A 12,246-nucleotide genomic window follows, 5' to 3' on the forward strand; every position below is an offset into this window, starting at 1 on the left:
TAGATTACTCTTAAGCACCAAAAAGACAGCCTAGGCTGTCTTTTTTTATGGCTACTGTTTGAGTTTAAACTTATAGGACTTAGCAAAGTTGAGACTGTCTAAGGCTTGTCTTTGCGCGCAGGAATTGACAAGTTTAATTGCATACTAGGCAGCTTTTTAAATTTCCCTTTTTCTATATCCTTGTGCTTTGGAGCGCTAGATACCTGTGCACTCTTAGCTCGGATTTCGCTAGTGACTTGAGGGTTACTTGTTTGCTGACTGTCCTCTTTTAGCCTAGAGGTTTGTGGTTTTAGCTGCTGAATTTGTTTGGTGAGTTGCCGCTCTTTTTGAGTCGTCGCATCAATGGGCTGAATCCATAGATCGATATCGATAAAGGTATCATCTTGATCTGTAATAAAGTCGATGCCCATTACGATTACATGATGCAGCTCTGCAAGCGGTAAGCGCGTTGCTACCTCCTGCGCGATATCGCTAAGCTTAGGCTGAATAACTGCCTTGCTTTGCTGAGCGCCCTTTACTTGACCGTAGAATACCAAAACATAATGTCGACCCAAGTGCTCATAAGAGTGCTGATGCACCACGTAGCCACTTTGCTGCAAAGCGTGTTCTTGTTTGGGGTGCTTATATATAGTACGAACGAGCTCATGACGAGAGAACAGTGACTCATCTAGTAGCTGCTTTTGCCACTGTATCGATCTTGGTTCCTTACGATAGCCTCTTTTATCCGCCTGCTGCTTGGTATCGACGGTCGTCATCATCTGTGCAATCAGCTGCGACCATAGAGTTGATGCCTGTTGCATATGACGCTGATACATAGGCGATGTTTTGCTTTTACTTTTTTGCGCAAGCTTCATCGTAATCAGTGCAGAATTGGGCTTATCTTGCATCTCATAATTCATCAAAGCATTGTCGATAGTGATGGCTTGAGTGAATAACATATCATCACTCATAAAGGCATCGAGCACCTCTTGCTCTGAATCAAAGTCTACACCGTCATCAAGCGCTGAGCGCTGCAAATACGCTAAATGATACTCCAAAAACCGCCATAACTCACAAGGCGTCTGTACTGCTGTAAGTATAGCGTGCCAGTCCTGTCGACTAAAAATTTGTAGCTGCTGAACGTTTTCGCTCATATCAACGACCAGATCCTCCATAAAGTAGCGCGCGCCAAAGCTGTGCTCAAAAGCGTGGCTTTGAGCATTTTGTATATCTAAAAGACTAAACGCTTGACTTAGATCGTTATGATTGTGGAGCTGAATATCAAAGGTTAATAGATTGTGACTTTTTAAATCCTCAGCATTCTGTGTCAAAAACAGTTTATGCCATGCCAACGCTCCCTTAATCATAGCCATGCGCTCGCTTTCTATGACGCTACGACTACTGTGAGCTGGCAAGTAAAGGGTGAATGCTAATATATTAATCCCACCCAAAGGCAACTGATAGCGGTATAAAGTGGCATGATGCTGTGCGCTATTTGTACCTAGTGGTACTGGAAGCGCAACCTCAACAGGCCGTACTGATAAGTAGCAGGCTAAATCTTTTGCTAAAAAAGGCGGCGTGCTCTTTGGGGTTTTAGACAAAATCTGACCCTTTCATTGGTAAATCAAAATAATCTTTAAATAAACAGCATAAGTGCAATCTTATTCTCTAGTACGATAAAAAATACTATACATAAGAATAATTATACACAATCGCTTTCATAGCGATGAGTTGTTATGATGACTAAAATAGCTACAAACAAACTGATGTTCTGTCAATTATTTTAGCCATGTTCAGTTATATCTACGGCGCACTTACCACTTATAATAACAAGGATTCAAAATTATGAAACGTTTTAAAGAAAAAACCGTGATCGTCACTGGTGCAGGTTCAGGCATGGGGCGTGCAACCGCTATCCGTTTTGCCAATGAAGGTGCTAATGTTGTGCTAGTGGGGCGTACTGCTGAGACTTTGGAGGAGACCGCAGGCGAATTTCCACAGGACAAAACGTGGATTCATTCAGACAATTATATGGTTGTCGTTTGCGATATTAGCGACCAAGGTCAAGTACAGGAGATGATTAAGCGCGTTATAGACAAGTTTGAGCACTTAGATATCGTCGTAAACAATGCAGGCAAAGGCATGCAGGGCAAAATCATAGACTTATCCGCCGAGGACTGGCAATCGGCTATGGACGTCAATTTAAATGGCACTTTTTATGTTTGCCAAGCTGCCCTGCCACACTTAATCAAAACCAAAGGCAATATCGTCAACGTCTCATCGCTATCTGGTATCGGTGGCGACTGGAATATGGCGGCTTACAATGCAGCTAAGGCAGGCGTGACCAATCTTACGCGTACCTTAGCGCTCGATCATGGTGCAGACGGCGTCCGTGTTAACGCGGTCAACCCTACTGCGACCAAAACCAGTATGACTAAAGACATGCGAGAGGATCAAGAAAAGGTGGATAAATTCCTAGCGCGCTGCCCTCTAGGACGTTTTGTGACGCCTGAAGATATCGCAGGAGCCATTACCTTTTTGGCAAGTGATGATGCTTTAATGATTACTGGCGTTAACTTACCTGTCGATGGCGGCGTGAGTGCCTCTAATGGACAACCGCACTTTTAATTAAAACTACTTATCCTAGAATTATTTGTCACTGTAAAACAAAAATAGATAGCGCCGCTCGGTGCTATCTATTTTTTTATTATTCAGGCTCTTTATTGTTCATATCCTGTAGCGGCTTAGATAAGCGCTTAGGATATCGCGGCACCACCCCTCGGTACTGCTCATATATCTTTGGCAAATCAGCATCGATGTCACCAGTAGGATAAACGGGCGACAAAAACCGCACTTCTTTAGTTTTGTAATCTAAAGCTACCGGCAGAATTGGCACGTTAGCGCCGACTGCTAAGTAATAAAATCCTGTTTTCCACTTATCGGTATAGTCGCGTGTACCCTCAGGCGATAATCCCAAAAATAGCGGCTCACCACTTTTAAACTTATCAATACTCGCCTGCAAAACCGAACCTTTTTGACCGCGATCAATAGGAATAATACCCATCCAACGTAGCAGCTGCGAGAGTACAGGTACTTTGAATAAAGTATGTTTGCCCATGATGCTGATTTTTAGATCAAGTGCAAACAGATTGGGCAAAGCATAGACACCGTCGACATTAGAGGTATGCGGCAATGCCAGTACCACTGCTTGCGAGATGTTCGGAATCTCGCCAACGCTGCGCCACCCCATAGCCTTTACCATTACTAAGGCAATCGTTGGCGTAAACTTATTACCGCGTTTAGGTATCTTAGCGCCTAAATCTTTTCTATTAAGCTTAGGTAATCTGCTGGTTTTTATGGGCTTTGATTTATCAATTGTCTCAGATTTCATAGGGGCATCGCATAATAAAAGATACCCTTATCATACCATTAACTTATGAAAACTTAGCCAAATAAGCCGACTTTTATAGATATTTGTTGCTGTGCAGTTCGCTCTAATATGACTAATGACTATTGCTAAATCGGCATATCAGCCAAAACTAAACGGGTATATCTGCCAAGTTACCTTTATCCTCAAGCCATGACTTGCGATCAGACGAGCGTTTTTTGGCAAGTAGCATATCCATAATGCTATTAGTCAGTGCCATATCGTCCATATCTAATTGCACCAAGCGCCTTGTATCGCGGTTCATTGTTGTCTCGCGTAGCTGCTCAGCACTCATCTCCCCTAGACCCTTAAATCGGGTAATCTGGGCTTTTTTGTTACCTTGCACGCTCGCCAATATATGCTTAAGCTCAGACTCATCTAACGCGTAATGTACCTCACGACCCACATCGACGCGGTAAAGCGGCGGCATCGCAACAAACAGATGACCTGCATCGACAAGTGCTGGAAAATGCTTGACGAACAGTGCACAGATCAAAGTGGCAATGTGCAAGCCATCAGAGTCAGCATCGGCTAGGATACATATCTTGTCATAACGTAGCTCTGATAAGTCATCTGATGCTGGATCGACACCGATAGCGATAGCAATATCATGAATCTCTTGGCTTGAGAGCACGGTATCTGAGGAGACCTCCCACGTATTTAGAATCTTACCACGTAGCGGCAATATCGCCTGATAGTGACGATCACGTGCTTGCTTAGCACTACCGCCAGCGGAGTCGCCTTCTACCAAAAACAGCTCTGCCCCATCACGCAGATCACCTCGGCAGTCGGCCAGTTTACCCGGTAGCGCTGGACCTTGAGTGATTTTTTTACGTGCGACTTTTTTAGCAGATTTTAGGCGGCGTCCTGCTTTATTAATCGCTAATTCTGCAATCTGAGCGCCTAAATCTGCGTGCTGATTGAGCCATAAGCTAAACGCATCTTTGGCAAGCGTTTGTACCGCCCCCGCCGCTTCTCGGCTTGAGAGACGCTCTTTGGTCTGACCTGAGAACTGCGGCTCAGAGAATTTGAGCGACAAGATATAATTAATCCCATCCCAGACATCCTCACCGGTAAGCTTGACGTTACGCGGCAATAGATTGTGAATATCACAAAACTCACGCAGCGCTTCTAAAATACCCGTACGCAGCCCATTTACGTGGGTGCCGCCTTGAGCGGTTGGAATGAGATTGACATAACTCTCTTGAATGGGCACGCCGCCCTCAGGTAACCAAGACAGTGCAAAGGTGATGCCGGCGCGCTCGCTACCTGTCGCTTCATAATTATAATAAAAAGGCTCTGGCGGTAGGGTCTCAAGCCCATCTAATTGCTCGGTTAGATACTCAACCACCCCATCGGTAAATTGCCAAACAATCTTTTCATCATTGATCTCATCTGTGAACTCAATAGTGAGTCCAGCGGCCAACACCGCCTTGGCCTTTAAGGTGTGCTTGAGCTGTTTGATATTGAACTTAGGTGTATCAAAGAAGGTACTATCTGACCAAAACCGTACTCTAGTACCACGTTTGCGCTTGTTTGGACTGACCGATTCGGTCAATGGCGTCACTGGCGCACCGTTCTCAAATGCCATGTCGAATTGAGTACTATCACGCCACACCGTCACTTCCACACGTGTAGACAAGGCATTGACGACAGAGATGCCAACGCCGTGCAAACCGCCTGACACCTCATAGTTTGAGGTCGAAAACTTACCACCGGCGTGCAAGCGAGTTAAGATAATTTCAATACCCGACTGACCAAATTCAGGATGGATATCTGTTGGCATACCGCGGCCATCATCTTCGACCGATAACGAACCATCCTCATGAAGCCTGACTTTTATGGTTTTGGCATAGCCCGCCAGCGCTTCATCAACCGAGTTATCGATGACTTCTTGCGCTAAATGATTGGGACGGGTGGTATCGGTATACATGCCAGGACGGCGGCGGACAGGCTCAAGGCCTTCTAAAATCTCTAACGATTGCGCATTATATTGACTCAAAATGCTTTCCTTAATATCTACAAACTCTATGTCCTTATTATAACCAAAAACCGCACGTTAAAGGCTGATAGTTACAGGCTTACGTCATATAATGTCGTTTATTCTAGCGCGTGCAAAATATAGTATTTTAAGATGATAGTTGCTGCACAATATCTATCACTAAAGGCAGGTGCTTCGCAAAATCACTAAAGCGATGATCGCCGCCCTCTTGCATGATAACAGTCGCGCCTTTTGCTTGATAAAACTGCTTGGAGATTTGAGCGTCTAATAACTCATCACCGTCTTTGATCAGCGCAGCGACTTTGTCAGGACAATGAATAGCGGTTAGCTGATGATCGGCAAACCACGTCAAGTCAGCTCGAGTCATTACCCAGCCACCAGTCGTGGTATAAAGCGTCTCATCACTGTTACTGTCACTGTTATTTTTACTAGCAGACTCTAGAGTATCTGCATGAGCATTATCCTGAAAACGTTGCAGAGTGACATGCGGCTGGGTACTTGGATTCAATAGTAGCGCGCCGCAGCCCATATGATTACTCACTATACTGGCAAAATAACCACCCAAGGAGCTGCCGACCAAAACGGTTTTGGCGTCCGTACTTAACTCAGCCACTACATCAGTCAAATAGCCAAAGACTCGCTCAGGTGACTGGTTTAGATCAGGACGATGTACGCTAATGTCAGGATGATGTCTGGCGCAGTAGCGCTCTAGTAATTGACCCTTAACGGAGTTTGCCGTACTGTCTAAGCCATGAATATAAACGAGGTTCACGTGTCGTCTCTCTTGTTATGTCAGCTATTATAGTGAATAATTCAATTATCATAAGCCTATCACAGCTTCATTGTCAGCAATAATGACAAAACGGCACAGCGATAGTCTTTAATCAAAAACTAAACGATTTAATGCAGTCTATCAGTGCATTCTAACCCAATAAAAGGAGACGTCATGAGTGAGCAGATCGAACTGTTTGACATCGACAATCCTTGTGTCGGCGTATGCACGAGCAATAAAAAAGGCTACTGTTTTGGCTGTCTGCGTAGCCGTCCTGAGCGCCAGTTGTGGCTGAGTATGAACACCGAGCAGCGCCGAGAAGTATTAAGGTTAATCGTAGGTCGCAGGCAGCGTATTGAACAAATGCGGCAGCGTAAAGGCGAGCAACTAGGCTTTGATTTTGAAGAAGTGATTGAGACGGGTGAGTTGTTTTAACCTTGTAATAAATTAACTTATACTTAAAAAGTTCAATCTCTTATTTACATTTACTACACAATAAAGTATTGAAATCTACAACCCCTTACCCCAAATATATGGCTGAATATGAATAAAAGAAGTCCATTATTCACAATCATAAAATGGGAGAGAACCATGAATAACACGGTAGCAAATAGCGTAAAAGAAACAGTCACCCAATCTCGCCAAATTGAGCACCTCTATGCTGGGGTAGACACCCAAGATGGTGCTGGCGTTAAGTTGACTCGCGTGCTCACGCAGCAATTACAAGAGCGCCTTGACCCTTACTTGATGCTGGATAACTTCAAAAGCGATAATCCAGATGATTATGTCGCCGGCTTCCCCAATCATCCACATCGCGGCTTTGAAACGATTACTTATATGATCACTGGCCGTATGCGTCATCGCGACAGCGCGGGCAACGAAGGATTATTACAAAACGGCGGTGTGCAGTGGATGACGGCGGCGAGCGGTGTCATCCATTCAGAACTGCCTGAGCAAGAAGATGGCGCGATGGAAGGCTTCCAGCTGTGGCTCAATCTACCTGCCAAAGATAAAATGAATGATCCTTGGTATAAAGATTTCCAAAGTGAGGACTTGCCTAAATACACCACAGAAGATGGCGTGGATGTTACTGTCATTGCGGGGACATCGCACGGGGTAGAAGGCGCAGTCACGCGCGATATCACTGAGCCGACGTATTTAGATATTCATCTACCCGCAGGCACTAGCTTTAGTCAGGCCATTCCAGCTGATCACAATGCGTTTGCCTTTGTGTATCGCGGTACGGTAGATATTGAAGGGGATACGGTACCGACTAAAAACATGGCTATCCTCAAAAACGACACTGATACTGATGGCGTTACCATTAAAGCCGATAGTAGTGAGGACACCAAAGTGATCTTAATCACTGGACGTCCATTACGTGAACCGATTGTGCAATACGGTCCGTTTGTGATGAACAGTCAGCACGAGATCATGCAAGCGGTCACTGACTTCCAAAGTGGTAAATTTGGTGAAGGTGCTTAGTGGTTAGCCTAGTTTGTTAAGTACTCTATTAAATGTTAAAGCCCGTATTAGTTCGCTAATATGGGCTTTTTTTGTGGGAAAAAGTATTGCTTTGGTTGTCTACGCAGTCGCCCCGAACGTCAATTGTGGTTAAGTATGAACACCGAACAGCGCCGAGAAGTATTAAGGTTAATCGTAGGACGTAAACAGCGTATTGAGCAGATGCGTCAGCTTAAAGGTCAACAGCTAGGATTTGATTTCGATGAGGTGGTTGAGGTTGGGGAGTTGTTTTGATAGATAGAAAAACTGTATCTAATAGACTTTATTTTTAAGTACTTTCTATCCAGAGACCAATTTCATCTTCTTCGTATGAAATGTCAAAATAATCTTTTGGATCATATCCATCACAGTAGTCATGAGGCAGGTTAGTCAGAAGCTCATACTTTGTAATATAATTACTCATATGCCATTTAGTACCAAACCTAGAAACTAAGTTAAAAAATAAGATATATAACTCTGGATTAGAAAGCTGTGCCCTATATATTTTTATAAGGTCAACTTTTTCTTCTTGAGAAAGATATTTATCATTATCTACCAACTTGATAGCATTATACATATTTCGGAAATAACTGCTCAATTCAGTTTGATTAGTTCTTCCTAATTTCAAACTCTCATTTTCTTGTACTTTTTTCAGCATTTCAGTAGCTATTAAAGAGCCACTCCTATGAATTGACAATTTTCCTTTTATGAAGTCAACCCAAGTTTCACTTTGACCGTAAAAGAAGCATATGTATGCCACATCGATTTTTTCACTAGAGCTGAGATTAAGATCTAAGGTTTCGTTGATGCTATTAACAGCCTGCAAAAGTCTTTTGAGTTGTATTTTATATACTACAAACGCTCGTCTACCTTCTTCAACGATATCTGCTTTAGTAGCCTCTATGCTACCTACCTTAGTACTTCTTACATTTTCAGTATGATAATCCAACATTTTAAAGAAGTGGTCTTTCACTTTATTCTTAGATGTTTCTATGTATTGGGAGGTAATTGTGTATATAAGCAAAAGAACGCTAAGAATAGAAAAAAGCGTACCTATAAATCCACCAAAAAAATCGCCAAATCTAGATGCCAAATCAGTATCAACATTGAAGCTCCAATTGAAATAAGCTCTATTGAAAATTATAAAAGGTAAAATCACTAATAGAGAGATAGAGAAAATTATGAATATGTATTTTAAAATAATATTTAACCTAACCATTTTATTCTCTTAAAAAAATTGTATGATTATAGATGAAATGTCTTGAAAAAAACCCTTAAAAAATAAAACTAGATATATATTATGAAGTTTAAGTGCCGAAAAATATAAGTGAGACATAACTTTTGCCATATACTACGTCTTTTCTTCGACTTCTATTGATTGTCCAACATAGTATGCAGATTCCCAGAAGATAGCATCACCACTGGGATAACCTTTTTTATGATCCATAAGGCTTTCAGTTTGTGATTCAAATATAGTAAATCGATATTTTCTAGATACATTTGCTCTTAGAGTATCGGTTTCTATAACAATCTCCAAAAGGTAATCACCTGCAAACCATTTGAAATTACTTTCTAATAATTTATTAAACGGTTCAACTATTTCAGGAGGAGCCACTACAGGATTCTTTTCTCCAAACTCATCTATTCGACGTGAGATTTCGTTCTTAAGTTTAATTTCTGCTTCGCGGTATAATTTTTCATCACTTCGATCAAAGTAATTAAGAAAGCTTACCAGATGACTCCATTCGGTCTGAGGTTTTAAATCAAAGCTTGTTAGTAATATCAGTTGGTTATCTTTTGGACTTGCAACATAAGTTTGGGCAGGTAAAGACATAACTTTCTTGTTATCTCTCAATATATTGGCATTCATCTTTTTTATACGGATAACCCGTCCACCGACATTGCGCAATATGAGATGAATTTGTAAGTTAGGATTACCAACTTTATGAGTAATAAATATCCTAGAATGCACTTCTAAATCAAGCTTAGCCCTGCGTATGAAAACATGGATAGGTGGAAGTTGAGAAAGTATTAATGCCAGTAAAGCAATCAAGGCAGACCAAAATTTCCAATCCGTAGTAATATTAAAGGTCATCGTATAAATATCTCTTTGCTTATATTATTAATAATTAGGTTGAGGAACGTTTGAAACAATGAGACTTTTATAGTATGAAAATAGGTAATAGTTAAGACGTCTCTTGAATCACTTTGTAGCCACGGATACTGTTACGGTGTAGATACTTAAGAATTGATTTTTCTCCCTCTTCCCGCGCGTCTGCAAGATCATTTGTTAACTCATCATTAAGATTTTCAGACGGATACATTATAAATTGCGCATTAACTATTTCAGGCGATTCAGGAGTTGCAACATGTTCATAATCATTAAGCAATTCTAGATAATTATTTACGCGATTTACTGAGTCTATAAGAAGAAGATCAAATGGTAAAAAGCCTTCATAAATTTTAGACCCAATTAAAACTCTTAAATCAAGTTTAGCTAAACGATAACTTTCTTGCACCGTTGAGAATTCATTAATTCGTAATTTATAGCCATCGATTTCAGGTATACACCAACGTTCTAATTCTGTAGTGTGGAAAATTTCTTCATTAGTAAAACGCCGTTTTTCATTCGGATGTAAAGGTTCACGTAGCATCAAAGCAGCTCTACTTACAAGGTGGCTCTCTTTTACAAGATTTTTTGCCGCTGTATACACTTCCTTACCAACAAGGTCTCTCTTCCATGCTCTTATACCATATATTCCTATACCAATTGCAACTAACGCAGCCAACCCAAGTAGCGACTCTTTAGCTAATGTTATCCATGCAATAAGTTCTGGACTAGGCATATACTTTCCCTATAGAAGAATAGATAATTAACATTCAGAGTCTAATTTTAGCAGACTTTAATTCAAAGATTCTCATATAAACTTAGGAAAATATAACTTTAAGATTATAGACTCAAAAATAATAGGTTTATTTAGGTTATAAAGAAAGCCTCCTCTACATAAGTAAAGGGGGCTTTTAGTAATAGAGATCTGACGATGACCAAAGCGCCGTAAAATTGTATGTCAACTTTAAGCAGCGCAAGAGCTATCTACAGGCGTAGCTGCGGACAACTATTTCCCAAACAGTCGTTATTCCTTGCTCACCTTTACACATCACCAATACTTATCATCAATATTAACGACCAAACTTTTGTAAAATAACTAGGATTTCAAATCTTAAATTCCCAACAGTAGGTAGCTGATTATGCTGAAGAAGTTGTTTAAACCAAAATATGTCAAGTTCGATAAAAAGTACACCACCCTAAGTGCAGAAGATCAGCAGACGATGAAGATGATCACTGCTGATATCCGTGACTACGTGCAAAAGAGCAAAGAAGCCAATAAACTTGATCATCACACCCGCGCCGTCCATGCCAAGACCTACTGCGGACTCAAGGCCAAGTTTGAGATTCTAGATAATTTGCCAGAAGAGTACGCTCAAGGACTGTATGCAAACGCAGGTATTCACGATGCGGTGATTCGATTCTCAAATGCTGCGGCAGGTGTAGATGCAGATAGAAGGCTGGGGTTAGGACAAGGGCTAGCGATCAAGATATTTGATGTGCCGGGCAAAAAGCTCACCCCTGGTGAAGAGGACTGTACCACCTTTGATTATGCGCTAGTGAATGGGCCTATCTTCTTTACCAACAGTCTAAAAGATTATGCTTATCTGTCCAAATTAAATTTTGAGCTAAACAGCTACTTAGGCGATGGCTTACTCGGTAAAGGCAAACTGGTATTTGACTGGCTGACCAAATACGGCAAAGCATTTCCTAATGTAGAAGGCGTAAAGACTCTAAATGCCTTTAGAAAGCTGGCTACCATTCCACCAAAGAACGCTTGGCTATATGATTACTTCTCACAAGGTGTGTGCCGTCATGGCGACTATATGGCAAAGATTAGAGTGACGCCTACCAAGGCCTCTACCGCCAAAATCAAACGAGAGGACATTCACTTATTTACAGAAGATGAAGCTATCCGCCCCGCTATCATTCAAGAGATACAAGAGCACGACTATCAGTTCAATGTGCAAATCCAGTTATGCCGTAATCTAAAAAAGCAACCTATTGAGACATTAACCAAAGAATGGAAAGCATCTGATGCGCCTTTTGTTACCGTGGCAACTTTAACCGTACCTTGTCAGGACGTACCAGACGATGGCAATGTTGAAGCGATAGAGAATCTGAGCTTTACCACCTTTAGATGCTTAGAAGAGAATCGTCCTATCGGAGTCATTCAAACCTCGCGTTTGCAGGCATACAAGACCTCTTCTGATACCCGTCACGAGCACAACAACGTGAAACGCAGAGAGCCTAGCAGTTTAAAAGAGGTGTTCGATAAACCAACTACTAAGTAATTTAGTGTTTATAGTAATAATTTGAGCAAACAAAAAAACAGGAGACAAAGAAAAGCCCAATCCTGAATAAATAGGATTGGGCTAGTCTTAGAATAGAGAGCTGACGATGACCTACTCTCACATGGCCGGAGCCACACTACCATTGGCGCGACGATGTTTCAC

The 12,246-nt window shown here is 41.7% G+C and carries 12 protein-coding genes; 5 read left to right on the plus strand and 7 right to left on the minus strand.

Translation table 11 applies throughout. The features are described 5' to 3' along the window. Positions 1-98 precede the first annotated feature (98 nt). A complete protein-coding gene (locus ACTXGE_RS11490) occupies positions 99-1,580 on the minus strand; it encodes a hypothetical protein (protein ID WP_443543508.1) in 1,482 nt (493 codons plus the stop codon). A gap of 244 nt (positions 1,581-1,824) precedes the next feature. On the opposite strand from ACTXGE_RS11490, the gene budC reads away from it, so the two are divergent. Continuing rightward, on the plus strand, positions 1,825-2,607 hold the full coding sequence (gene budC / locus ACTXGE_RS11495) for a meso-2,3-butanediol dehydrogenase (RefSeq protein WP_317200782.1): 783 nt from the start codon (positions 1,825-1,827) through the stop codon (positions 2,605-2,607). A 79-nt stretch (positions 2,608-2,686) separates the two neighbouring features. Here the strand turns inward: budC and ACTXGE_RS11500 are convergent, their stop codons facing one another. The 3 genes from ACTXGE_RS11500 to ACTXGE_RS11510 form a co-directional block, all read right to left on the minus strand. Continuing rightward, positions 2,687-3,370, minus strand: a complete 684-nt coding sequence (locus ACTXGE_RS11500; RefSeq protein ID WP_443543506.1) for a lysophospholipid acyltransferase family protein — start codon at positions 3,368-3,370, stop codon at positions 2,687-2,689. 148 nt (positions 3,371-3,518) lie between these two features. Then, a complete protein-coding gene (gene parE / locus ACTXGE_RS11505) occupies positions 3,519-5,408 on the minus strand; it encodes a DNA topoisomerase IV subunit B (RefSeq protein WP_435949874.1) in 1,890 nt (629 codons plus the stop codon). 127 nt (positions 5,409-5,535) lie between these two features. Continuing rightward, a complete protein-coding gene (locus tag ACTXGE_RS11510) occupies positions 5,536-6,180 on the minus strand; it encodes a YqiA/YcfP family alpha/beta fold hydrolase (RefSeq protein ID WP_435949875.1) in 645 nt (214 codons plus the stop codon). Between the two features lie 174 nt (positions 6,181-6,354). Between ACTXGE_RS11510 and ACTXGE_RS11515 the strand changes: the two genes are divergently transcribed. The 3 genes from ACTXGE_RS11515 to ACTXGE_RS11525 all read left to right on the plus strand — a co-directional run bounded on the left by ACTXGE_RS11515 (position 6,355) and on the right by ACTXGE_RS11525 (position 7,938). Next, entirely contained in the window at positions 6,355-6,615 is a 261-nt protein-coding gene (locus ACTXGE_RS11515; RefSeq protein ID WP_435949876.1) for a DUF1289 domain-containing protein, read from the plus strand. A gap of 156 nt (positions 6,616-6,771) precedes the next feature. Next, positions 6,772-7,665: a pirin family protein gene (locus tag ACTXGE_RS11520; RefSeq protein WP_443543504.1), complete on the plus strand. Its 894-nt coding sequence runs from the start codon at positions 6,772-6,774 to the stop codon at positions 7,663-7,665. 60 nt (positions 7,666-7,725) lie between these two features. Next, the gene (locus ACTXGE_RS11525; protein WP_443543502.1) at positions 7,726-7,938 is read left to right on the plus strand and encodes a DUF1289 domain-containing protein; all 213 of its coding nucleotides are present in this window, start codon (positions 7,726-7,728) and stop codon (positions 7,936-7,938) included. Positions 7,939-7,972: 34 nt separating this feature from the next. Here ACTXGE_RS11525 and ACTXGE_RS11530 read toward each other — a convergent pair whose 3' ends face one another. The 3 genes from ACTXGE_RS11530 to ACTXGE_RS11540 all read right to left on the minus strand — a co-directional run bounded on the left by ACTXGE_RS11530 (position 7,973) and on the right by ACTXGE_RS11540 (position 10,529). Next, positions 7,973-8,902 carry a putative phage abortive infection protein gene (locus tag ACTXGE_RS11530; RefSeq protein WP_443543500.1) on the minus strand — a complete coding sequence of 310 codons (930 nt, stop codon included), beginning with the start codon at positions 8,900-8,902 and terminating at the stop codon, positions 7,973-7,975. A 132-nt stretch (positions 8,903-9,034) separates the two neighbouring features. Then, positions 9,035-9,778 carry a hypothetical protein gene (locus tag ACTXGE_RS11535; protein WP_443543499.1) on the minus strand — a complete coding sequence of 248 codons (744 nt, stop codon included), beginning with the start codon at positions 9,776-9,778 and terminating at the stop codon, positions 9,035-9,037. A gap of 91 nt (positions 9,779-9,869) precedes the next feature. Further along, positions 9,870-10,529 carry a hypothetical protein gene (locus ACTXGE_RS11540; RefSeq protein ID WP_443543497.1) on the minus strand — a complete coding sequence of 220 codons (660 nt, stop codon included), beginning with the start codon at positions 10,527-10,529 and terminating at the stop codon, positions 9,870-9,872. Positions 10,530-10,932: 403 nt separating this feature from the next. Between ACTXGE_RS11540 and ACTXGE_RS11545 the strand changes: the two genes are divergently transcribed. Continuing rightward, a complete protein-coding gene (locus tag ACTXGE_RS11545) occupies positions 10,933-12,084 on the plus strand; it encodes a catalase family protein (RefSeq protein WP_443543495.1) in 1,152 nt (383 codons plus the stop codon). Positions 12,085-12,246 lie beyond the last annotated feature (162 nt).

Origin of the sequence: Psychrobacter sp. T6-4, assembly GCF_052258425.1 — a bacterium.
Classification (GTDB): Bacteria; Pseudomonadota; Gammaproteobacteria; order Pseudomonadales; family Moraxellaceae; genus Psychrobacter.